Here is a 21,196-nt window from a genome sequence, read left to right on the forward strand (position 1 = left end):
TGAGCGGCGCTGTCAGGTTCGTCTCGCCAGCATTCTCTTGGCAATGTCGACAACGCCGGGAGATGATGCGGCGAACAAGCGAGCCGTGCGTACGGCAAAACCGTGTGGTCCTGATCGTCGTCGCTACGGTCAAGCTTTCGCGGAGGTGAAGGCCGGCTCAACCGGGCGGGCCTTTGCAGATATTCGCTAGGGTGAGGGAGGCCAGAAGGAATTCGGCTCCCGGGAGAGCGCGGCATAAGCCGTCAACCCACTGCGCAGGGAAGGCCGAGTGATTGGCTACACCTGTATGCTGCTGTGCGGTTCTTTTGCGCTACATCTTCGCGCAGCGGACCGCGGGTGCCAGCCGGCACCCGGCCTTCCCTGCGCCCTCTTGGATAAAGAGGGTGGAGCGACGAAGCAAAGCTCGGGCGAAATGCGCCGCGAGGATGCGAAGGTGTGTCTGCCGTGAAAATGATCCAGATGTTGCAGCAAGCTAACGCCGATGTCTTTCGAAGAGCGACATCGCCGCGAAATTTCCCGCAAGCTCTGCCCGCACCATTCGCCCGGAAATTGCGCGCGCACCGTCGGCCGGTATACGCCGTTACATCACCCCTGGCTCGCCACACGCGCGCGGTCGAGGTGCTCCTCGATCTTCGGGCGGTCGCGGGTGCGCTCGAAACTTGTGCAGAGGAGCTCGGTTTCCTCGAGCGAGACCGGCGCGCGATACAGCCGGCACATGAATTCGGCCGTGGCGCGCCCCTTGCCGGTCGCGGGGCTGCGCTCGGCCAGGAACATGCAGTCGCGGCAGATGCTGGCATCGAGCCGCTGATGGGCCGCATCGAGGTGATTGAGGATCTCGCGGAGCGAGTCGCGCAGCTTGACGCATTTCTCGGTGCCGAGCGCTGTGACCGCGTTCACCACATGATTGATCGGATCATGCTGGTTCAGGCATTTCTCACCCTGTGGGGTGACGTGCAGCACGACGGAGCGCTTGTCCTCATGCGACGGCTTTCGGATCAGGAAGGACTTGCCCTCCAGCGTCTTCACGATCTGCGAGGCGGTCGCTCTCGTCGCGCCGATAAAGCCGGCGAGTGCGGACGGCGTCCGCGAGAACCTGTTGGCGCGCCCGAGAAAGCGCAGCGCCATCCATTCCCGATCGCGCAATCCGTGTTGATTGCCTTCGAAATACCAGGCTCTGGCCGCCTGAACCAGCAGCTCGACTGCTTCGCGTGCCAACGGCATGAATTCCTACCTCGCCCCGGGAATCAGGTCTGCGGCGCCCCGAAGCCGCTCTCCGCCATGGCGCACGAATTTTTCGCAAGATGCTGGGCGCTCGTCGATGTCCGATGAGCGTGTCGTGCCCGGTTGTCGCGCGAAGGCACGGACTGCAAGGCACCCGATTTGGACTGACGAGCGCTGCGGGATACTGCGCGCGAAACGGTGCCACGGATGGTATGCCAACCGCGGCGTCGTCGAATGAAAGCCCGAGCTGCCGTCACTGCCGGACGATGGATCGGAATTGTTCAACCGAAGCCCCTGAGTTCAAGTCACACGCAGACGTTTCTTATGTTCCGCCGAAACGATGAATGAGCTTCTCAACAAAATCAAGTAGAGACACTCTCGGCGGCTGGATGTCGTTGCAGACGAATGTAACGTTCAAGACAATCGCACTCTTCGGGACAGATGATGGTGAACGCAATGCGCGATCTAGCAGGCTAGATGTGCGCAACTCTATGACGGTTTGATTGCACACAAATTGCTGTCTGCTGTTGATGCAAGTTGATCGAAGCTTGTGCACGACAGGCGATGTCATCGCGTTAAGTCATCCACAACTTGCGCGATCTGCTTCGGGAATCGCCAAGGAAACTTCAAGGGAACTTCAGGGGAACTTGGAAGGATTACACGCGGCGGTTGTTGTGGCGTTGTATTCGGAGTATGCTCCACGCATCGTTGTCCACGACCATGCCGACCTGCTTATCCGAACGGTCGAGATTCGCGCGGCGAACATCGATGGCAATCAAACGCATCCGCAGTCCGTGCATCGTGACCAGATGCGTTGCGCGAGACTCCGGGCGAGGCGGCACGCGCGGGTCGCGTGCCGCCTCGCCCCGCTAGTCGCCCTTGAGCATGTCTCTCAGCTCGCGGAACGGATCGGCGCTCGGCGGAGCTGAGGCGTCTTGTCGCATTGCGTTGTAGATTCTCGGCACCATGTCGACCGCCTGGTCGAGGCCCGAATCACGCCCCGACTGATATCCCCCCATCAGGCGGAGGTCGCGCGTGTCCTCGTATTTGGCGATCAGGGAGCGCAGTTTGCTCACGAGCTCGCGCTCTTCGGGATCCCAGACGTTATGCGCGAGGCGGGAGACCGAGGCCAGCACGTCCACGGCCGGATAGCGCGCCTGGTCGGTAATGTGCCGGCTGAGCACGATGTGACCGTCGAGCGTGCTGCGGATGGTGTCGGCGATTGGCTCGTTGTGGTCGTCGCCATCGACCAGCACGGAGAAGATCCCGGTGATCGTTCCGGATCCCTCCTCGCCGGGCCCGGCTCGCTCCAGAAGGCGCGGCAGGTCGGTGAAGACTGTCGGTGCATAGCCGCGCGCGACCGCGGGCTCGCCGGCGGCGAGCGCGACCTCGCGGGCGGCGTGGGCGAAACGGGTGATCGAATCGACCACGAGCAGGACCGACTCGCCCCGGTCGCGAAAATATTCGGCGACCGCCATTGCCGTCTTCGGCGCCAGTCGCCGCATCATCGGGCTTTCGTCTCCCGTCGATACGATAGTGACGGAGCGGTGGCGGTCGTTGCCCAGCACGTCCTCGATGAACTCGCGTACCTCGCGACCGCGCTCGCCGACGAGCGCCAGCACGACGGTGTCAAAACCCTGGCTGCGGGCGAGCATCGCGAGCAGCGTCGATTTGCCGACACCGGAGCCGGCAAAGATGCCGACGCGCTGGCCGGCGCAGATCGGCGCGAACAGGTCAATGACGCGGACGCCGGTGCGCAGCGGCTTGTGGACGCGTGCCCGCTTCATCGCCGGCGGCGCCTCCGTATCCGCCGAGACCGGCCGCGATCCCGGGGTGAGCGGGCCCTGTCCGTCCAGCGGTGCGCCGAGCGCGTTGATGACGCGGCCCTTCCAGCTCGGATCCGGCGCGAAGGACAAGGGCGGCATCCGGTAAGCGACCGAGCCGAGACCACCGGCGAATTGCCGGTCGAACGGTTTTGCGACGATGCCCTCGCTGTCGATCCGGACCACCTCGCCGATCTGGGGCCTGCCGGCCGTATTGACGCCGATCAGCTCGCCGAGCCTGACGAAACGCGACAGGCCGGAGACACGGAAATGCGTCGGCGCGATCTCGGAGATCGCGCCGCTGACGCTTGCAAGGGGCGTGCTCTGCTGAAGCTCCAGCAGTGCCCACTCAATTTGCCGAAGAGCGTTCAAGGAAACCGTCCACCCAAAATTACGCGCGACGCGCGGTCTACTTGCTGGGATCGCCCAGCGTCCGGATTGCGTTCGAGAGAGTGCTCTCGGTGCCTTCGACGAGCGAATTCGTGCTGTCGAAGGCGCGCGAGGCCGACATCAGCTTGGTCAACTCCATCATCGGATTGGCGCCGGAGCCCTCGACATAGCCTTGCTTGAAGCCGTCCCGGGTGAAATCGGCGATGGCGGTCGCAGGCCGGTCGGGCGTGACGCCGGAATTGCCGTAGCGGTCGAGATTGGCATCGGCGGGAATGTTGAACAGGCCGATGGTGCCGATCTCGTTGTTGTCCTGGGTGATCGCGCCGCCGCGCGAGATCGAAACCGGTCCACCGTTCGGGTCGAGCGTGATCTGCGCACCGCCGGAATCGATGACGGGAAAACCCGACACCGTCTGAAGGTCGCCGTTGGGAGCAATCTGGAGGCGGCCGTCGCGGGTATAGACCGTGCCGTTCGGGCCGGCGAAGGCGATCCAGCCCTGTCCGACCACGGCGACGTCGAGCGGGTTGCCGCTCTCGGTGATGTTGCCGGGCTCGCGCGAGATGATGTTGTCGCCGGGCGAGGAGAACGCGACCGGGTTCGCGCCCGCCTTGGACAGCACGGTCTCGAACTTCACCACGTCGGTGCGGAACGCCGCCGTGTTGACGTTGGCGACGTTGTTGGCGATCGTCTGGAGGCGCTTTTCGAGGGCGACCTGCGCCGACAATCCCACATAGAGAGCCGATTGCATGACTTACCTGTTGAACCGGATGGACTGAAGTTTCGTGAGGATGTCGGTATCCATGCCGGCCGTGCTCGACGCGCCGCCGATCAGGATCAGGGCGGGGTTGGTCGAGTTACCGTTGCTGTCGGTCTGGGCCTGGGTCGCGTCCCACATCGCCGCGAAGCGCTGCACGAATTTGGTGACCTTGGCCGGATCCTGGAAATCGGAGATCTTGATCATCTTCGTCAGCATCGCGGCCTGGGCGTCGATGTCGCCCGAGCTGACGGTCGGCGACAGGCCGAGCGCGGTCTGCGCCACCTGCGTCAGCGCCTTGTCGGCGAGAATCTGGAAGGAATTCGTGATCGAGGAGGCCTTGCGCGTGAAATAAAGCGCCAGCCGCAGGCCCTCGTTCTGGTCGCCGGCGTTCTGCTCCATCGTCTGCGTGACATATTGGGTGGCCGTGCCGGTCGTGGCCTGGGTGGTCTGGGTCGCGTTGGCGCCGAGCGCGGCGAAATTGAAGGCGGAGGCGAACTCGCGGTAGCGCGTATCGGAAAGCTTGTTGGCGAAGGCATCCTTGGTCGCGATGCCCTCGGTCAGAACCTTCCGCATGAACGCCCTGGCGTAGGTCATGTCGCTGAGGCCGTAGGCCTTCATCGCATAGGAGTAGAGCCGATAGTCCTTCAGGAAGTCGTCGATGGTCTTCACGTTGCCGATGTGGCTGAGGAAATAATCGGTGTCGCGGCTGACATCCGGCTGCTGAGCGACCTGCGTCAGCGACTTGCCCATGTCCTTCGTCAGTCTGGTGTAGTCCGCGATCGTGGATAGCATGACACGCGCCCCTTTGGCCGCCGTTGCGACATCGTCCCAAGTTGCCGCGAATTGCTTGCGCGGGGCTGGCGACGCCGAAGCCAGCCTCGCGCAAGCGTCGCCGACTAGATATTCCCGATGGGATCGGTGATGGAGCGGCGCGTTGGGCAGTTTCGTGGGGATCGTCATCACGGTAGCAGCACTGCTTGGCGGATTTGCCGCCATGGGCGGGCATCTGGGCGTCCTGATGCAGCCGTGGGAGTTCGTGATCATCATGGGCACCGCGGCCGGCACCTTCATCATGGCCAATCCATGGAAGGTGGTCGTGGATACCGGGCTTGCGTGCGTGCAGGCCGTTACGGGTGCGGTGCCCGGTGAGCGCTACTACCTCGATCTGCTCGGCGCCCTCCACGCCCTGATGCGCGAGCTGCGGGGCAAGGGGCGCAACGAGGTGGAGGCGCATATCGACGACCCCTCGTCCTCCGAGATCTTCAAGGCGTTCCCGAGCGTGCTCGGGGATGCGGCGCTGCTCCAGTTCATCTGCGACTATGTCCGCCTCATCATCATGGGCAATGCCCGCACGCATGAGATCGAGGCACTGATGGACGAGGAAATCCACACCATCGTGAAGAGCAAGCTGACGCCCTACAATGCGCTGGTGGTGGTATCCGAGGCGTTGCCGGCGCTCGGCATCGTCGCCGCTGTGCTCGGCGTCATCAAGGCGATGGGCGCGCTCGACCAGTCGCCGAAGTTGCTGGGCGGCTTCATCGGGGCGGCGCTGGTCGGCACCTTCGCAGGTATCTTCCTGTCCTACGGCATCATTTCGCCCTTCGCGCTGAAGATCAAGATGACGCGCGAGAAGCGCTGCCGGCCCTACATCATCGTCAAGCAGACGCTGCTGGCCTTCATGAACGGCGCGATGCCGCAGATCGCCGTCGAGCATGGCCGCAAGATGATCTCGAGCAATGAGCGACCGTCGATCGATGTCGTCGAGAACGAGACGATCGCCGGTCCGAAGGCCGTCGTGACCGAGGTTGAACCGAAGGCTGCCCGCGCATGATGATGGAAGACCTCGACGTCGATCAGCAGAAGCGGCTGCCGAACTACCTGCTCGATGCCGCCGGCATCTCGATCGAACGCATGCCGATGCTCAATGTGATCTTCGATCGCATGGCGGCATCGTGCATCGACACCCTCCAGCCCATAGCTGGAACGCCGTGCTATTTCTCCGTCAACGGCATCACCAACGGTCGCGTCGGCGACATCATCAAGGATTATGAGGCCAACGCGGTCGCGGCGGTGCTTTATGCCGAGCAATGGGACTCCAGGGTCCTCATGGTGCTCGACCGCGATTTCGTCTTCACGATGGTCGAGGCGATGTTCGGTTCGGACGGCGCCGAGCCGCCGATGGACGTCGAGCGCTCCTTCTCGAACATCGAGATCCGCCTGGTCCAGGCATTGTTCGAGCGGTTCGCCAAGGCGCTGCAATCCGCGTTCGCCGGCACCTCCAACGTCACCTTCCGCGTGGAGCGGGTCGAGACCGCCATGGCCTCGCTGGCGATCGGCCGAAGCGGCAACATGTCGATCTGCGCCAACATCATGTTGCAGGCGCTCTACCGCGGCGGCCAGATGTTCCTGATCATTCCGCACTCCGCGCTCAACCCGTTGCGGCAGAAGCTCGCGCACGTCGTCGTCAGCGACGGTCGCGCGGCCGATCCGCGCTGGCGCGAGCAGATGGAGAGCGAGGTCCACCGGACTGAGGTTACGTTGAGTGCGGTGCTCGACGAGAAGATGGTGTCCCTCGGCGATGTCGTGAAATTCCAGGTCGGGCAGATCCTCGAGCTGGAGGCCACGCCGCACACGCTGGCCCGGCTCGAGAGCAACAACCAGGTGCTGTTCTGGTGCCAGATCGGCCAGCTTGATGGCTATTACGCCATGCAGGTGGCAGATCCCGTCGATCAGAAGCGGGAGTTCGTCGATGATATCCTATCTCGTTGATGCTGTGCTGCTGATTGCGCTCGGCTTTACCAGCATGCGGGTGACCAAGATGCACCGCGAGCTGGCGCGGCTACGCAGCTATCAGGGCGAGTTCTCGACCATCGTCCATGAGACGGCAGGCGCCTTCGATACGGTCATCACCGCGGCGCATGATTCCACCGCAAACCTGGGCCGGCTCGCCAACGTGCTGAGCACGAAGATCGATCAGGCCCACGAGGCGATTGCGGCACTCGATGCGCGGAGCGGGCTCCAATCGGCGGCGACCGTGAGCGGTACTGAGGCGAACAAGCATTGAAGCCGGGACTGGCGGAACAATACGATCGGAACGCCGCGGCGCTCCGGGAGCGGAAATACCAAGAGGCGATACCAAATGGCGCAATCCTTCGACTACGAGTCTGCATCTGCATCGGGTGATACCGATACCTCTCCGCTGGAGCGGCTGGCGGAGATTGCCGCTCGCACCGCGGAGGAGACCGGCAAGTTCGCCAATGTCGATGCCATCCTGCGCATTCCCGTCACCATGCAGGTGGTGCTGGGGTCGGCGACCATCCCGGTCGCGAACCTGATGAAGCTTGGCCGCGGCGCCGTTGTTCCGCTGGATCACCGGGTCGGCGAGCCCGTCGACGTCGTGGTCAACGGCCGCGTCGTTGCCCGCGGCGAGGTGGTCGTCGTCGAAGAGGACAATTCCCGCTTCGGCGTCTCGCTCACGGAGATTGTCGGACCGCTGGGGCAGGGTGATACCTGACCATGGCGGCACAGGTCGGCATCGCTCCCATCAAGCAGCGAGGCGTTGCCACGCTAGGTGGAACGGAAAAGGTCGCGGCGCTCCTGCTGGCCATGGGCCGGCAGGCGGCCGCGAGCGTGCTCCAGCAGTTCGAGCCACAGGAGATCCGCATCGTCACCAAGGCCGCCGCGGAGCTGCGGCCGATTACGGCTCAGGAGTTGGAGGGGATCGTCGAGGAGTTCGCGCAACAGTTCTCGATGGGCGCCAACATTCTCGGCACCCTCGGTGGCCTTGAAGCCGTGCTCGGCGACGTACTCCCGGCCGACCAGGTCTCGGCGATCATGTCGGACCTGCTCGGCAATTCGAGCCGGTCGGTCTGGGACCGCGTCTCGTCGGTATCCGAAAATTCGCTCGCGAGCTATCTTTCCAAGGAGCATCCGCAGACCGCGGCGCTCATCCTGTCCAAGGTCAAGCCGTCCTGCGCCGCCAAGGTCATGAGCCAGCTGCCATCGAGCCTGCGCAACGAGCTGATGCGGCGCGTGCTCAGCCTCAAGCCGATCGTCGACGATGCCATGCGTATCCTCGAGAAGACGCTGCACGAGGACCTGACGCTGAACTTCGCCCGCAACCTCGGCGCCGACACCTACGCGCGCGTTGCCGACATCATCAACAAGATGGAGCGCGGCCACATCGAGGACATGCTGAAGAGCCTGTCGGAGAAGCGGCCGAAGTCGGCCGAAGTGCTGAAGGAGCTGCTGTTCACCTTCGACGACGTGATCAATCTGACGTCGAAGGCGCGCACCATGATCTTCGATCAGGTGCCGACCGACCGCATCGTCGTCGCACTGAAGGGGACCGACAAGCACTTCCGCGAGCTGATCCTGTCCTCGGTCGCCTCGCGCGTCCGTCGCGTCGTCGAGCACGAGCTCGCCATCGGCGAGCCGTCGAATCAGCGCGACGTGCTGGAGGCGCGCCGCGTGATCACGGACCTTGCGCTTGACCTCGCCGAGAAGGGCGAAATCGAGCTCAACCCCGAACAGGAGGATGAGCTGGTCTTTCGCTGACCGCTGAACGGGCATGGCAGAGTCATCCGACCAGGAGAGCAAAACAGAAGAGCCGACCGAGAAGAAAGTCCGCGATGCGCTCGAACAGGGCAAAATTCCGGTCTCTCGGGAGGCTTCCATTTTCGCCTCGATGGCAGCGCTGATGGTGATCCAGGCGTTCCTGATCGGCCAGGGCGTGCAGCAACTGACGCCCACCCTGAAGAGCTTTCTCGACGATCCCGAGGGCTTTCCCCTCAGCACTGCGGCGGACGCGCAGAACCTTCTCACCGTGGTGGGACTCGAGGCGCTGCGATTCCTGGTGCCGCTGGTCGTCATCCTGGCGGTGTTCGGACTGGCAGCGTCGCTGCTGCAAAACGCGCCCAGCCTGGTGCTCCAGCGCATCATGCCGGACCTTTCGCGAATCTCCCCTGTTAGCGGCTGGAGCCGGCTCTTCGGTAGTCAGGGCCTCGTGGAATTTGCAAAATCGCTGTTCAAGCTCGTGTCGGTGACCGCCGTCGTCGCCTTCGTGCTGCGCTCGTCGGAAGCGAGGGCGTTCGAGGCGATGTACACCGATCCGGTCGCGTTGCCGGAGATGATCCTCACCATCGCGATGCGGATCGTCTCGGCGATCTGCATCGCGACGATCGTGCTGGTTGCGATCGATCTCGCCTGGGCGCGCTTCCATTGGCGGCGCGAGCTGCGCATGACCAGGCAGGAGATCAAGGACGAGCACAAGCAGGCCGAAGGCGATCCGCTGATCAAGGCGCGCCTTCGTTCGCTGGCGCGCGATCGGTCGCGCCAGCGAATGATCGCCTCCGTGCCGCGCGCGACGCTGGTGATCGCGAACCCGACGCATTTTGCGATAGCGCTGCGCTATCAGCGTGAGGAAAATGCTGCGCCGCTCGTGGTGGCCAAGGGCATGGATGTGATCGCGCTCAAGATCCGCGAGGTCGCCGAGCAAAACAAGATCCCGGTGATCGAGAACAAGGCCTTGGCGCGCGCGCTCTACGAGGCGGTCCAGGTCGACCAGGTGATTCCGTCCGAGTTTTTCCGTCCCGTCGCCGAGATCATCTACTTCCTCCAGTCGAAGCAATCGCCGCGGCCTGAGAAGGTTCAGTAGATTTCCGAGGACGGCTTCCCCTGCATCAGCCTGGGGAAAGCTTGCAACCCTAAGGTTGTCCCGAACAGACCAGAATGGGACTGCCGTGGGACCGCTTTATCTCTTCGAACTCGCATCATCTCAGGCACGCTGGCTCGAGCTTCGTCAGTCGACCATCGCCACCAACGTCGCCAACGCCAATACGCCCGGCTTCAAGGCGCGCGACGTCGAGCCGTTCAACAAGGTGCTCGACGGAACACCGGTCCGGCTTACGACGACGTCGCCCACGCACATGCAACTTTCCCCGGCAGAAACCGACACGCGCGCGACCGCGAAGAAGGACAGCTGGGAGGTCGTTCACTCCGGCAACTCCGTCAGCCTTGAGCAGGAGATGATCAAGGGCAGCGACGTCAATCGCGACTACTCGATGAATTCGGCGATCGTGCGGTCGTTCCACCGCATGCTCCTGACGGGTACGAAGACCTGAGGTGAACTGATATGCTGGACGCTCTACAGGCTTCATTGACGGTCGCGAGCTCCGGGCTGGAAGCGCAGTCGACGCGCATGCGCGTCGTCTCGGAGAACCTCGCGAACGCGAGCTCGACCGGGCGCACCGCCGGCGCCGATCCGTATCAGCGCAAGACGATCACCTTCGATGCCGCGATGGACCGCGCCTCGGGCACGCAGCTTGCGAAGGTCAAGGAGATCGGGGTCGATACCACGCCCTATCGCGTGGAGTACGATCCGGGCCATCCCGCTGCCGACAAGGCCGGCTACGTCAAGATGCCGAACGTCAACATGATGATCGAGATGGCCGACATGCGGGAAGTCAACCGGTCCTATGAAGCCAATCTCCAGGTCGTGAAGCAGGTGCGGTCGATGCTGGGCATGACCGTCGACCTGCTGAGGAGCTGACAATGCTAGAGGCGATTTCATCCACCGCGATCACCGCAGGCCAGGCGGCAACTCGCGCGACCGGGACGCAAGCCATTGCGCCCGCGGCGCCGACCGCAATCCAGTCCGGCGACGAGGTCGGCTTCGATTCGGTGATGAAGCAGGTGACGACGGACGCGATCGGTACGTTGAAGGCAGGTGAGGCGGCCTCGATCTCGGCGATGCAGGGCAAGGAATCGACGCGGCGGGTCGTCGAGGCGCTGATGTCGGCCGAGCAGGCCTTGCAGACGGCGGTCGCGGTTCGCGACAAGGTCGTTCAAGCCTACCAAGAAGTCGTGCGTATGTCGATTTGATCTGAAGGAATGACACTGTGAAATCGCTCGCCATCGCGGCCACGGGCATGAATGCCCAGCAGACCAATATCGAAGTCATCGCGAACAATATCGCCAACATTAACACGACGTCGTACAAGCGGGCGCGTGCGGAATTCACCGATCTGTTTTACCAGATGGACCGCATGCAGGGCGTCGCGAACGTCAACGGCTCCTCGCCGATTCCGGAAGGTGCGAACCTCGGCCTCGGCGTCAAGTCGGCGGCGATCCGCAAGCTGCACATCCAGGGTGCGCTCACGCAGACCGGCAATCCCTACGACATGGCAATCAACGGCCGGGGCTGGTTTCAGGTGTTGGGCCCGAACAACGAGGTGCAATATACCCGCGCGGGCTCGTTCAACACCAATGCCAACGGCCAGCTCGTCACGATGGACGGCTACCTGCTGGATCCCTCGATCACGGTGCCTCAGAACACGGTGCAGGTCACGGTCAACCAGACCGGACAGGTGTTTGCCAAGCTGGATACGGTAGTGAACCCGCAGCAGATCGGTCAGCTCAACCTCGCCAACTTCGCCAACGAGGCGGGCCTCGAACCGCTGGGCAGCAATCTCTATCGCGAGACCACGGCGTCGGGCACGCCCGTCATCGGTCTGCCGGGCGACGCCGGCTATGGCAAGATCAACCAGCAATATCTCGAGGCCTCGAACGTCGACCCCGTCAAGGAAATCACCGAGCTGATCTCGGCGCAGCGCGCCTATGAGATGAATGCCAAGGTCATCCAGGCATCGGATGAAATGGCACAGACGGTATCGAAGAATCTCAGTCGTTAGTTCCGGTGTGTCGATGTTGAACAGGGTGGGCTTGATCGTGCGCGGGTTGGCGGTCGCGCTGCTGGTGCTCGTCTCTGCGCGGTTCGCTGCGGCAGACGAGCGGCGGCTTCCCGTGCCGGCCGTGTCGATCCGCGCCGGCGAGTTGATCAGGGATGATATGATCACCGAGCGCGCCTTTGCGCCGAACCTGCTCGGCGTCGCCATGTTCATCGAAGGGCGCCAGGTGCTCGTCGGACGCATGGCGCGGCGCGCGCTGCTGCCGGGCCAGCCGATCCCGACCAACGCGGTGGAGGATCCCTGGACCATCGCCCGCGGCGCCATGGTCAAGGTCGTGGTCGAGGACAGCGGCCTGTCGATCGTGACCTACGGCTCGGCCATGCAATCCGGTGCACCAGGTGCGCTCATTCCGGTACGAAATACCGATACTGGCGTGATCATCAGGGCCATCGTTCAACCGGACGGCACCGTCAAGGTCGTGGACGGATCATGACCAGATTCCTGATTGCGCTCGTCCTCATCGTTTCCGCCGCCAGCGCCCAGGCCGCCGTCCGCATCAAGGACATCGCGGACATCAAGGGACTGCGCGAAAACCAGATCGTGGGCTACGGCCTCGTCATTGGTCTGAACGGCACCGGCGACACCTTGCGCAACGCGCCGTTCACGGAACAGTCGCTCCAGTCGATGCTCGAGAATATGGGCATCAATGTCAGGAACGACACCACCAGCACGACCAACCCGACCCGGCCGACGACGCTGCGCACGCGCAATGTCGCCGCCGTGATGGTGACCGCGGATTTAATGCCCTCGATAGGACCGGGCGAACGGATGGACGTGACGGTGTCGTCGCTTGGCGATGCGACGTCGCTGCTCGGCGGCACGCTGGTGATGACGTCGCTGCGCGCGGCCGACGGCGCGGTCTATGCGGTGGCGCAAGGAGCGGTCACGGTTGCCGGTTACAGCGTGGGAGGCCAGGCGCAGAACGTCAGCCAAGGCACGCCGACCGCGGGACGCATCCCGAACGGCGCGCTGGTCGAGCGCGAGGTGCAGGGCAGCCTCCATGAGATGGAATTCCTGGTGCTCGAGCTGAAAAATCCGGACTTCGTCACGGCGACGCGAATCCTCGACGCCATCAATCGCTATGCCGGCGGCCGCTATCGCGCCCAGATCGCCTTCGAGCGCGATTACCGGACGGTCGTGCTGTCCAAGCCGCGCTATATCGGCCCGGTCCGATTTCTCGCCGAGATTGGCGAACTGACCGTCGAGCCCGACACACCGGCGCGGGTGGTGATCAATGAACGCACCGGCACGGTGGTGATCGGACGTGACGTGCGAATCTCGACCGTTGCCGTCACGCACGGCAACCTGTCGGTTCGCGTCACGGAGATGCCCGTGGTGTCGCAGCCGGCGCCGTTCTCGCAAGGCCAGACCGTAGTCGTTCCCCAGACCCTGGTCGAGGCCAACGAGGCCGGATCGCAGGTGGCGATCTTGAGCGGCGTCGATCTCCAGCGCCTGGTGCGCGGGCTGAACCAGATCGGGCTGAAACCGTCGGGCATCATTGCGATCCTCCAGGCGATCAAGACGGCCGGCGCGCTCCAGGCTGAAGTCATCGTCCAATGATGCACAAGCGTCGTGCAAGCTTGGTCGCTCAATGCTCTCGTCCTGACCGAGAATCGCACGCGGCCCGATGCTGAAGCTGGATCACAAAGCGCAAGTCCTCCTCCTGGTCGCGGTGTCCGCGCTGGTGAGCGCCTCGCCCGTACTGGCGCTGGACGAGGCGAAGCCGTCGAAGCCGCTCAACCTGCTCTCTTTCGCGCGCGCGCGGGCGGCCGGGCCGCAGAAGCCGAACGCACCGGTCACGTCGATTCCCGGTGATAACGCGCGGGCAACGGCCTGGACGGAAGACACCGGCCCCGCAATCACCGGCGCGGTGCCGACCTCGGAGACGCCTCCGCCGCCGCCAACGCCGGCACCCGTGCCCGTGCGCGCGGCCAAGCCCGGCAGCGTCACGGCGCCGCCGAAGCCGGCGCCTTCCCAGGCCGCCGCGCCCGCGGACAGCGAAGTCGCGCTGTTCTGCAGCAACGTGGCCGATCCTGCCGTCGATGCCAGGCTGGCCTGGCAGCTGAAGGAGTTGGAGAAGGCCGAGAATCAGCTCCGCGAACGGATTGCCGAGGTCGAGGCCAAGCGGGCCGAGTACGAGAAGTGGATGGCGCTGCGCGACGACTTCCTGAAGAAGGCCGAGGCGAGCGTCGTCGAGATCTATTCGCGCATGAAGCCGGACGCCGCCGCCACCCAGATCGCCGGCATGGCGGACGAGACGGCCGCCGCAGTGCTTGCAAAGCTCAGCCCGAGGAGCTCGAGCGCAATCTTCAATGAGATGGAGTCGGCACGCGCGGCGCATCTCGCCGATTTGCTCGGCGGAATGCGTCGCGTGGATGACGGAAAGACCAAGTAGATGAAGAAGCCGATCCTCCTCCTGTCGCTCGCACTGTGGACAATGTTTTTGGCCGGATGCTCCCATGATCCGGCCGAGATCCTGACCGGCCCGCAAATATCGCCCGTCGGCAGCGGCCTGAGGACGCAAGCCGATCCTATTCCGGTAACGCCGCGCCTCCGCACGCCCGTGAGCTATCGATCGACCTGGGACGACGGCACCGATCTCTACCGCGATCCGCGCGCGCGGCGCACCGGTGACGTCGTAACGGTGATCATCTCGATGCAGGACAAGGCGAAGCTCGACAACAAGACCGACCGCTCGCGCGATTCGCAGATCAAGTTCGGCCTCGACTGGCTGATGGACGTCGCGGGATGGACTGACAAAGGCCAGACCACGGCCAATCTGAGCACCAACACCCAGATCAAGGGCAACGGCCAGATCGATCGGGCCGAGGATATCAAGCTCTCGATCGCCGCCATCGTCACCGACGTGTTGCCGAACGGCAATATGATGATCAGCGGCTCGCAGGAATTCAAGGTCAACACGGAGATGCGTGTGCTCAATGTCGGAGGCATCGTACGTCCGCGCGACATTTCGCGTGGCAACACAATCTCCTACGAGAAGATCGCCGAGGCGCGCGTGTCCTATGGCGGTCGCGGAAATCTGTCTGACGTGCAGCAGCCTGGATGGGGACATCGGATCTATGACGCCGTTGCGCCGTTCTGAGGTCCGGATGTCCCGGATAGCGTCGCGGGGGCAGGGGGCGTCATGCGCTTGATCGCCGCCATTGTCGTGCTGACTCTGATCGCGATCGGTGCGGGCGCAATTGCGGGCTTGCATCTGCTCGCGACCGCCGAACGCGTTGCCGACGCAAAGAAGAGCGCTACGCCGCCGCCGCTCGCGTCGAGCTACGCCGGTAGCGCGCGGCTCCGAAAGCTGTCTCCGATCGTGACCAATCTCGCCGCGCCGGCCAACAACTGGGCCCGTGTCGAAGCCTCCATGGTGACCGACAGCATGAGCGACGAGGACGCCGGCATCCTCGCGGCCCATATCAGCGAGGACATCGTCACCTATCTGCGGTCGGCGACTGTCACGCAGTTCGAAGGCTCGCGCGGGCTCCAGCATCTGCGCGACGACCTGTCCGAACGCGCAAACATCCGCTCTTCCGGCAAGGTCCGCGAATTGATCATTGAGACGTTGGTGATTCAGTGAAATCGAGAGTCCTGCTGCTCGCGTTGGTGCTGGTCGTGCTGCCTGAGGTGGCGTTCGCCCAGATCCCGGACCTCAACTCGCTGCTCCCGCCGGGCAACGGCTCGACCAGCGGCCGCATCATCCAGCTGATGGCGCTGCTGACGGTGCTGTCCGTCGCGCCGGGGCTCCTCATCATGATGACGAGCTTCACGCGGTTTGCCGTCGCGCTGTCGTTCCTCCGCGCCGGTCTCGGCCTTCAGACGACGCCCCCAAATCTCGTTCTGATCAGCCTCGCGATGTTCATGACATTCTACGTCATGGCGCCGACCTTCGACCGCGCCTGGGAGACCGGCGTCCAGCCGCTGATGAAGAACGAGATCTCGGAGGAAGAGGCCTATCTGAAGATCAGCGACCCGTTCCGCGAGTTCATGCTGGCTCATGTCCGCGACAAGGATCTACAGACCTTCGAGTCGCTCGCCGCTGAAAGCTTCCGCAAGAAGTTCGACGACAAGCGCATCGACATGCGCGTCATCATCCCGGCCTTCATGATCTCCGAGCTGAGGCGTTCGTTCGAGATCGGATTCCTCATCATCCTGCCGTTCCTCGTTATCGACATGATCGTGGCGACGCTGACCATGTCGATGGGCATGATGATGATGCCGCCGACGATCCTCGCGCTGCCGTTCAAGATGCTGTTCTTCGTGCTGATCGACGGCTGGAATCTGCTGGCCTCCGGACTGGTGCGGTCGTTCTCCTGAAGGAGCGCGGCCGCGCGATCATGGTTAGCGAATGGTAACGGCGATACCCCCGCTACAGCGATGATATTCAAGGCGATTTTAATCCGGCAGCAAGATTCGGCGTGCTAGCAATACGTCACGACCGGTTGGACGCCACCCACATTAGTCCAAAGGCATGATGCCGCCCCGTCGTACCGGTGAAAGCCCGGTATGTCCCCTGATGAAAATGTAACGCGTACATGAAGGGACATTCGCAATGTCAAGCCTGCTCACGAACTCGACCGCCATGACCGCGCTCCAGACCCTGCGGTCTGTCAGCTCGCAACTCTCCACCACGCAGAACCGGATCTCGACCGGCCAGCGCGTGGCCACTGCTTCGGACAACGCCGCCTACTGGTCGATCGCAACCTCGATGCGCGCCGACAACGCTGCGCTCTCCGCCGTCTCCGACTCGCTCGGTCTGTCGGCCGCGACCGTCGACACCGAATATACCGCGCTGACCTCGGTTGTTGGCGACAGCAGCGGCGGCCTGACCAAGCTCCAGTCGCTGCTGGTCGAAGCCAAGACCGCCGGTATCGACCGTGCCAAGATCCAGGCGGACGTCACCCAGATCCAGCAGCAGATGAAGGGCACGGCCGATGCGGCGACCTTCAACGGCGTGAACTGGCTGAGCACGACCGCGACCACGCCGACGACGGTCAACCTGGTGTCGTCCTACTCACGTGTGGGCGCCACGCCGACCACCGGCTCGATCGCCCTGACCGTCGCCAACTACTCGCTCTACACCTCGACTCAGGGCGGCATCCTGGACACCGTGAGCGGCGGTGCGTCGGTCGACACGATCAACATCAGCGCGCTGACCGACTCGGCGGCTGACCAGACCACGCTTGATGGCTACATCTCGCAGGTCACCGGTGCGATCAACTCGGTGGCCTCGGCTGCCGCCAATCTCGGCGCCGTCAAGAACCGCATCTCGACCAACACGGACTTCGTGAAGACCCTGATGGATTCGGTGGATCGCGGTATCGGCCAGCTCGTCGACGCCGACATGAACCAGGAGTCCACCCGCCTGGCGGCTCTCCAGGTCCAGCAGCAGCTCGGCGTTCAGGCGCTCTCGATCGCCAACAACAGCAGCCAGAGCATCCTGTCGCTGTTCCGCTAAGCCTCAAACCATCTGGGGAGGGCCGCGCTTCTCGCGAAGCGCGGCCCTTTCGTTTGGCGTGACGTCCCGCGCACGCCGTAATTTCGGCTGCCTTGTTGCATCCGGGGCACAGAGCCACAAGCCCCGCACAAGCTTCGCTCGCTAACCTCGCCGCTACGACAGGTTGGGCCTTAACGCGCTTTTCCACAGCCCAAAGGCATGACGCCGCCCTGTCGTACCGGTGAAAGCCCGGTATGTCCCCAAACTCAATTCAATCTTCAAAGGGACATCAAAATGGGTTCTAGTCTCCTCACCAACTCCGCAGCAATGACCGCGCTGCAGACCCTCCGGAACGTCAGCTCCAGCCTCCAGACGACCGAAAACCGGATCTCCACCGGCCAGCGCGTGGCCACCGCTTCGGACAACGCCGCCTACTGGTCGATCGCAACCTCGATGCGCGCCGACAACGCCGCGCTCTCCGCCGTCTCCGACTCGCTCGGTCTGTCGGCTGCGACCGTCGACACCGAATATACCGCGCTGACCGCGGTTGTCGGCGACAGCACCGGCGGCCTGACCAAGCTCCAGGCGCTGCTGGTCGAAGCCAAGACCGCCGGTATCGACCGCACCAAGATCCAGGCCGACATCACCCAGATCCAGCAGCAGATGAAGGGCACCGCTGATGCGGCGACCTTCAACGGTGTGAACTGGTTGAGCACGACCGCGACTACGCCGGCGACCTTCGACCTGGTGTCATCGTTCTCCCGCGTTGGCGGCACGCCCACCATCGGCTCCATCAACCTGACGATCGCCAACTACTCGCTCTACACCTCGACTCAGGGCGGCATCCTGGACACCGTCAGCGGCGGTGCGTCGGTCGACACGATCGACATCAGCGCGCTGACCGACTCGGCGGCTGACCAGACCACGCTTGATGGCTACATCTCGCAGGTCACCGGTGCGATCAACTCGGTGGCCTCGGCTGCCGCCAATCTCGGCGCCGTCAAGAACCGCATCTCGACCAACACGGACTTCGTCAAGACCTTGATGGACTCGGTGAATCGCGGTGTCGGTCAGCTCGTCGATGCCGACATGAACGCGGAATCTACCCGCCTTCAGGCGCTCCAGACTCAGCAGCAGCTCGGCGTCCAGGCGCTCTCGATCGCCAACCAGAACAGCCAGAGCATCTTGTCGCTGTTCCGGTAAGCTTCGGCTTCGAAAACGACCGTGCTCCCAAGGGAGCGCGGTCTCCGCCATGAACGGCGGATTTGGTGGCACAAGACGTGCCCGCAATTGACCTCCCGACGCCAGACTTGACGCAGTACGCAGCAGCCGATCGCGCGGTCCTGCGCCCGATCGCCCGCGCGTTGCTACTGAACCGATCGCATCGCTCAGCCTCTTGTAAAATTGCAACGCCTCGCCTGCGAACCGACACATTCGCGTTCTCGCGCAACCTTCAGACAAGGTTGGCAGCGGAGTGTCGTCTACGTTCGCATTGGTACGAGGTCATATGCTCAGTCGCGCGCAGCTACAGCAGCTGCTCAACAATCTGCTGGAACTTGGGCCGCGACGTCTGATGGCCTTGGGATTGATCGGCTTCGCCGTCCTCGTCACCGTCGTCGGTGGCGCCTATTATCTGAGCCGCCCTGAATTCGAGCCTCTCTATACCGGCGTCGCCCGCGAAGACGTAACGCGCATCGGTGCCGCGCTGCGCGAGCAGAACATCACCTTCGACGTCAACGCGGCCGGCGACACCGTCTCGGTGCGCCCGAGCCAGACCATGCAGGCGCGGATGCTGCTGGCCGAGAAGGGCCTGCCGACCAGCGCCAATTCCGGTTACGAGCTGTTCGACAAGATCGGATCGCTCGGCCTGACCTCGTTCATGCAGGAGGTCACCAAGCTCCGCGCGCTTGAAGGCGAGATCGCGCGTACCGTTCAGTTGATGAAGGGCGTCAAGGCCGCGCGGGTGCACATCGTGATGCCGGTGCGCGGCTCATTCCGTGCCACGCAGCAGCCACCGTCCGCATCGGTCGTGCTGCGCACCGACGGCGCGCTCGAGGCGCGTACGGCGCAATCGATCCGCCATCTCGTCGCGGCCGCGATTCCTGGCATGACGCGCGACAAAGTGACGGTGCTGGACGCCGACGGCACGATGTTGCTGGCCGAAGAGGACGAGGCCAGTGCCGCGCCAACCAAGATGGCGAGCCTCCAGAAGACGGTCGGCGGGATGGTGCAGGAAAACATCCGCAAGGCGCTGACGCCCTATCTGGGCCTGGACAATTTCGAGGTCAGCGTCGCGCCGCAGCTCTCCACCGACAAACGGCAGACCAACGAGACCGTCTACGATCCCGAGACGCGCGCCGAGCGCTCGGTCCGGAACGTCCGCGAGAAGGAGTCGTCCCAGAACGCGGATCGCTCGACACCGACGACGGTGCAGCAGAACCTTCCGGACCAGCAGGTCAACGCCGGCGGCACCAAGAACTCCAGCGAGGACAAGCAGCGCCGCGAGGACGTCACCAACTTCGAGGTCTCCTCCAAGACAACGACGACCGTGAGCGACGGCTATTCGGTCAAGAAGCTCTTTATCGCCGTCTTGGTCAATCGCGCGCGGCTTGTCGCCGATCTCGGCGACAAGAGCAATCAGGTCATCCTCGACAGCAAGCTCGCCGAGATCAGCCAGCTCGCGGCGACTGCTGGCGGCCTGGACAAGGCGCGCGGCGACCAGATCCAGGTGACTGCAGTCGACTTCGTCGAGGGCTCGCGTGAGCTCGCGCCGGTGCCGCCGATCAGCTTCGTCGAGATGATCAACAAGCAGCTCGGCAGCGTCATCAACGCGGTGACCATCCTGGCCGTCGCCTCGATGCTGGTCTGGTTTGGCCTGCGACCGGCGGTCAACGGCATCCTGACCCATCGCGCGCAGCAGGAGCAGACCGAGGCGGCGGAGGCTGCGCAGCTCGAGGCGGCCGCAGCCCTTGCGCTGCCGGATAGCGAAGAGGCGGAGCTCAATCTGGTCGAAGACCTCGAGGGCAAGATGCAACGGACGCCGCAGAAGCGGCTGGAGCAGATCGTTCGACTCGACCAGATGCAGGCCGCTGCGATCCTTAAGGATTGGATGCGGCGGGAGGAGGCGGCATGAACGCGGCAATCGGGAAGCTTCTCACGCAGTTCGACGCGAATGGCCGGGCCAAGCCGCCCGAGAAGCCGAAGATTCAGGAAGCGGTGGCGCGGCCGAAGGAAATCCGGCGCGAGCCTCAGACTCAACCGCAACCCCAGCGTCAGCATGAGCCGCAGCTTCAGGCTCCGAAGGCGGAGACTGCGCCGGTCAATCTCCTGGATGACGCCTACCGACGCGGCTATACCGCCGGGCTCGCGGAGGGCGATACCAAGCTCGCCGAAGAGCGCGTCCGCAGCGCGATCCGGCTCGGCGAGGAGCGGGCCAAATGGTCCGATCAACAGGCGGTCGCGATCGTGAATGGTTTTGCTACGGCGTGCCGAGAGATCGAGAGCAACATCGCAAGCTCCGTTGCGCGGATATTGCTGCCGTTCCTCGCCGATGCGGTCCGCGACAAGGCGATTGGAGCGCTGGTCGAGCAGATCGCGGCGTTGACCTCCAATTCGCCCGTGCCGGTGTTCCGCGTCACCGGACCGAGCGATCTCATCGACCTGGTCAAGACGCAGCTCGATGCGGCCAGCCGCTCTGGCGTCGAATACCGAGCCGCCGACACCGTCGAGGTCCGCGTCCTTGCCGATCAGACCACAATCGAGACGCAGATCTCGACCTGGATCGATCGCCTGAGAGAGGCGCGCCGGTAGT

The 21,196-nt window shown here is 63.7% G+C and carries 25 protein-coding genes; 20 read left to right on the top strand and 5 right to left on the bottom strand.

Annotated features, from left to right (window positions below):
• Positions 1–585: 585 nt before the first annotated feature.
• The 5 genes from ABIB73_RS09265 to ABIB73_RS09285 form a co-directional block, all read right to left on the bottom strand.
• Entirely contained in the window at positions 586–1,221 is a 636-nt protein-coding gene (locus tag ABIB73_RS09265) for a MarR family winged helix-turn-helix transcriptional regulator (RefSeq protein WP_354223250.1), read from the bottom strand.
• A gap of 656 nt (positions 1,222–1,877) precedes the next feature.
• Positions 1,878–2,006 carry a hypothetical protein gene (locus ABIB73_RS09270; protein ID WP_354223252.1) on the bottom strand — a complete coding sequence of 43 codons (129 nt, stop codon included), beginning with the start codon at positions 2,004–2,006 and terminating at the stop codon, positions 1,878–1,880.
• An 84-nt stretch (positions 2,007–2,090) separates the two neighbouring features.
• Positions 2,091–3,416: a flagellar protein export ATPase FliI gene (fliI, locus tag ABIB73_RS09275; RefSeq protein ID WP_354223254.1), complete on the bottom strand. Its 1,326-nt coding sequence runs from the start codon at positions 3,414–3,416 to the stop codon at positions 2,091–2,093.
• Between the two features lie 37 nt (positions 3,417–3,453).
• The gene (gene flgF, locus ABIB73_RS09280) at positions 3,454–4,182 is read right to left on the bottom strand and encodes a flagellar basal-body rod protein FlgF (protein WP_354223256.1); all 729 of its coding nucleotides are present in this window, start codon (positions 4,180–4,182) and stop codon (positions 3,454–3,456) included.
• Between the two features lie 3 nt (positions 4,183–4,185).
• A complete protein-coding gene (locus ABIB73_RS09285; protein ID WP_354223258.1) occupies positions 4,186–4,983 on the bottom strand; it encodes a DUF1217 domain-containing protein in 798 nt (265 codons plus the stop codon).
• A gap of 142 nt (positions 4,984–5,125) precedes the next feature.
• On the opposite strand from ABIB73_RS09285, the gene motA reads away from it, so the two are divergent.
• From motA to ABIB73_RS09385, 20 genes are all read left to right on the top strand, one after another.
• Entirely contained in the window at positions 5,126–6,022 is an 897-nt protein-coding gene (gene motA / locus ABIB73_RS09290; RefSeq protein WP_354223259.1) for a flagellar motor stator protein MotA, read from the top strand.
• Positions 6,019–6,960, top strand: coding sequence for a flagellar motor switch protein FliM (locus ABIB73_RS09295; protein WP_354223260.1), 942 nt, complete (start codon positions 6,019–6,021; stop codon positions 6,958–6,960). The genes motA and ABIB73_RS09295 overlap by 4 nt, the downstream gene beginning before the upstream one ends.
• Positions 6,941–7,255 carry a hypothetical protein gene (locus tag ABIB73_RS09300; protein WP_354223261.1) on the top strand — a complete coding sequence of 105 codons (315 nt, stop codon included), beginning with the start codon at positions 6,941–6,943 and terminating at the stop codon, positions 7,253–7,255. The genes ABIB73_RS09295 and ABIB73_RS09300 overlap by 20 nt, the downstream gene beginning before the upstream one ends.
• Positions 7,256–7,330: 75 nt before the next feature.
• Positions 7,331–7,705 carry a flagellar motor switch protein FliN gene (gene fliN, locus ABIB73_RS09305; protein WP_045013741.1) on the top strand — a complete coding sequence of 125 codons (375 nt, stop codon included), beginning with the start codon at positions 7,331–7,333 and terminating at the stop codon, positions 7,703–7,705.
• Positions 7,706–7,707: 2 nt separating this feature from the next.
• Positions 7,708–8,748: a flagellar motor switch protein FliG gene (locus tag ABIB73_RS09310; protein ID WP_354223263.1), complete on the top strand. Its 1,041-nt coding sequence runs from the start codon at positions 7,708–7,710 to the stop codon at positions 8,746–8,748.
• 13 nt (positions 8,749–8,761) lie between these two features.
• Positions 8,762–9,847, top strand: a complete 1,086-nt coding sequence (flhB, locus tag ABIB73_RS09315; RefSeq protein WP_354223265.1) for a flagellar biosynthesis protein FlhB — start codon at positions 8,762–8,764, stop codon at positions 9,845–9,847.
• Positions 9,848–9,932: 85 nt separating this feature from the next.
• Positions 9,933–10,313, top strand: a complete 381-nt coding sequence (gene flgB, locus ABIB73_RS09320; protein ID WP_354223267.1) for a flagellar basal body rod protein FlgB — start codon at positions 9,933–9,935, stop codon at positions 10,311–10,313.
• A gap of 11 nt (positions 10,314–10,324) precedes the next feature.
• On the top strand, positions 10,325–10,741 hold the full coding sequence (gene flgC, locus ABIB73_RS09325; RefSeq protein ID WP_195802623.1) for a flagellar basal body rod protein FlgC: 417 nt from the start codon (positions 10,325–10,327) through the stop codon (positions 10,739–10,741).
• A gap of 2 nt (positions 10,742–10,743) precedes the next feature.
• Positions 10,744–11,073 carry a flagellar hook-basal body complex protein FliE gene (gene fliE / locus ABIB73_RS09330; RefSeq protein WP_354223269.1) on the top strand — a complete coding sequence of 110 codons (330 nt, stop codon included), beginning with the start codon at positions 10,744–10,746 and terminating at the stop codon, positions 11,071–11,073.
• A 17-nt stretch (positions 11,074–11,090) separates the two neighbouring features.
• Positions 11,091–11,882, top strand: a complete 792-nt coding sequence (gene flgG / locus ABIB73_RS09335; RefSeq protein WP_354223271.1) for a flagellar basal-body rod protein FlgG — start codon at positions 11,091–11,093, stop codon at positions 11,880–11,882.
• A gap of 13 nt (positions 11,883–11,895) precedes the next feature.
• Positions 11,896–12,372 (top strand): flagellar basal body P-ring formation chaperone FlgA, encoded by a 477-nt coding sequence (gene flgA / locus ABIB73_RS09340; protein WP_354223273.1) that lies wholly within the window; start codon positions 11,896–11,898, stop codon positions 12,370–12,372.
• A complete protein-coding gene (gene flgI / locus ABIB73_RS09345) occupies positions 12,369–13,499 on the top strand; it encodes a flagellar basal body P-ring protein FlgI (protein WP_354223275.1) in 1,131 nt (376 codons plus the stop codon). The genes flgA and flgI overlap by 4 nt, the downstream gene beginning before the upstream one ends.
• A gap of 67 nt (positions 13,500–13,566) precedes the next feature.
• Positions 13,567–14,334 carry a MotE family protein gene (locus tag ABIB73_RS09350; RefSeq protein WP_354223277.1) on the top strand — a complete coding sequence of 256 codons (768 nt, stop codon included), beginning with the start codon at positions 13,567–13,569 and terminating at the stop codon, positions 14,332–14,334.
• On the top strand, positions 14,335–15,042 hold the full coding sequence (gene flgH / locus ABIB73_RS09355) for a flagellar basal body L-ring protein FlgH (RefSeq protein WP_354223279.1): 708 nt from the start codon (positions 14,335–14,337) through the stop codon (positions 15,040–15,042).
• Between the two features lie 42 nt (positions 15,043–15,084).
• Positions 15,085–15,528 carry a flagellar basal body-associated FliL family protein gene (locus tag ABIB73_RS09360; protein WP_354223281.1) on the top strand — a complete coding sequence of 148 codons (444 nt, stop codon included), beginning with the start codon at positions 15,085–15,087 and terminating at the stop codon, positions 15,526–15,528.
• Positions 15,525–16,265, top strand: coding sequence for a flagellar type III secretion system pore protein FliP (gene fliP, locus ABIB73_RS09365; protein ID WP_354223283.1), 741 nt, complete (start codon positions 15,525–15,527; stop codon positions 16,263–16,265). Before ABIB73_RS09360 ends, fliP begins: the two co-directional genes overlap by 4 nt.
• A 235-nt stretch (positions 16,266–16,500) precedes the next feature.
• Positions 16,501–17,406 carry a flagellin N-terminal helical domain-containing protein gene (locus ABIB73_RS09370; RefSeq protein WP_354223285.1) on the top strand — a complete coding sequence of 302 codons (906 nt, stop codon included), beginning with the start codon at positions 16,501–16,503 and terminating at the stop codon, positions 17,404–17,406.
• A 273-nt stretch (positions 17,407–17,679) separates the two neighbouring features.
• Positions 17,680–18,588 carry a flagellin N-terminal helical domain-containing protein gene (locus ABIB73_RS09375; protein ID WP_354223287.1) on the top strand — a complete coding sequence of 303 codons (909 nt, stop codon included), beginning with the start codon at positions 17,680–17,682 and terminating at the stop codon, positions 18,586–18,588.
• 304 nt (positions 18,589–18,892) lie between these two features.
• Positions 18,893–20,518 (top strand): flagellar basal-body MS-ring/collar protein FliF, encoded by a 1,626-nt coding sequence (fliF, locus tag ABIB73_RS09380; protein ID WP_354223289.1) that lies wholly within the window; start codon positions 18,893–18,895, stop codon positions 20,516–20,518.
• Positions 20,515–21,195 carry a FliH/SctL family protein gene (locus ABIB73_RS09385; protein WP_354223291.1) on the top strand — a complete coding sequence of 227 codons (681 nt, stop codon included), beginning with the start codon at positions 20,515–20,517 and terminating at the stop codon, positions 21,193–21,195. The genes fliF and ABIB73_RS09385 overlap by 4 nt, the downstream gene beginning before the upstream one ends.
• Position 21,196 lies beyond the last annotated feature (1 nt).

Source organism: Bradyrhizobium sp. F1.4.3, from assembly GCF_040548375.1.
In the GTDB taxonomy this organism is placed as follows: domain Bacteria; phylum Pseudomonadota; class Alphaproteobacteria; order Rhizobiales; family Xanthobacteraceae; genus Bradyrhizobium.

Coding starts and splice junctions, on each gene's coding strand:
- flgA (WP_354223273.1), top strand. CDS start 11,896: ATGTTGAACAGGGTGGGCTTGATCGTGCGCGGGTTGGCGGTCGCGCTG.
- ABIB73_RS09270 (WP_354223252.1), bottom strand. CDS start 2,006: ATGCGTTTGATTGCCATCGATGTTCGCCGCGCGAATCTCGACCGTTCG.
- flgI (WP_354223275.1), top strand. CDS start 12,369: ATGACCAGATTCCTGATTGCGCTCGTCCTCATCGTTTCCGCCGCCAGC.
- ABIB73_RS09295 (WP_354223260.1), top strand. CDS start 6,019: ATGATGATGGAAGACCTCGACGTCGATCAGCAGAAGCGGCTGCCGAAC.
- ABIB73_RS09350 (WP_354223277.1), top strand. CDS start 13,567: ATGCTGAAGCTGGATCACAAAGCGCAAGTCCTCCTCCTGGTCGCGGTG.
- ABIB73_RS09285 (WP_354223258.1), bottom strand. CDS start 4,983: ATGCTATCCACGATCGCGGACTACACCAGACTGACGAAGGACATGGGC.
- flgC (WP_195802623.1), top strand. CDS start 10,325: ATGCTGGACGCTCTACAGGCTTCATTGACGGTCGCGAGCTCCGGGCTG.
- ABIB73_RS09310 (WP_354223263.1), top strand. CDS start 7,708: ATGGCGGCACAGGTCGGCATCGCTCCCATCAAGCAGCGAGGCGTTGCC.
- flgH (WP_354223279.1), top strand. CDS start 14,335: ATGAAGAAGCCGATCCTCCTCCTGTCGCTCGCACTGTGGACAATGTTT.
- flgF (WP_354223256.1), bottom strand. CDS start 4,182: ATGCAATCGGCTCTCTATGTGGGATTGTCGGCGCAGGTCGCCCTCGAA.
- fliN (WP_045013741.1), top strand. CDS start 7,331: ATGGCGCAATCCTTCGACTACGAGTCTGCATCTGCATCGGGTGATACC.
- ABIB73_RS09370 (WP_354223285.1), top strand. CDS start 16,501: ATGTCAAGCCTGCTCACGAACTCGACCGCCATGACCGCGCTCCAGACC.
- ABIB73_RS09375 (WP_354223287.1), top strand. CDS start 17,680: ATGGGTTCTAGTCTCCTCACCAACTCCGCAGCAATGACCGCGCTGCAG.
- ABIB73_RS09265 (WP_354223250.1), bottom strand. CDS start 1,221: ATGCCGTTGGCACGCGAAGCAGTCGAGCTGCTGGTTCAGGCGGCCAGA.
- fliE (WP_354223269.1), top strand. CDS start 10,744: ATGCTAGAGGCGATTTCATCCACCGCGATCACCGCAGGCCAGGCGGCA.
- fliF (WP_354223289.1), top strand. CDS start 18,893: ATGCTCAGTCGCGCGCAGCTACAGCAGCTGCTCAACAATCTGCTGGAA.
- flhB (WP_354223265.1), top strand. CDS start 8,762: ATGGCAGAGTCATCCGACCAGGAGAGCAAAACAGAAGAGCCGACCGAG.
- ABIB73_RS09385 (WP_354223291.1), top strand. CDS start 20,515: ATGAACGCGGCAATCGGGAAGCTTCTCACGCAGTTCGACGCGAATGGC.
- ABIB73_RS09300 (WP_354223261.1), top strand. CDS start 6,941: ATGATATCCTATCTCGTTGATGCTGTGCTGCTGATTGCGCTCGGCTTT.
- ABIB73_RS09360 (WP_354223281.1), top strand. CDS start 15,085: ATGCGCTTGATCGCCGCCATTGTCGTGCTGACTCTGATCGCGATCGGT.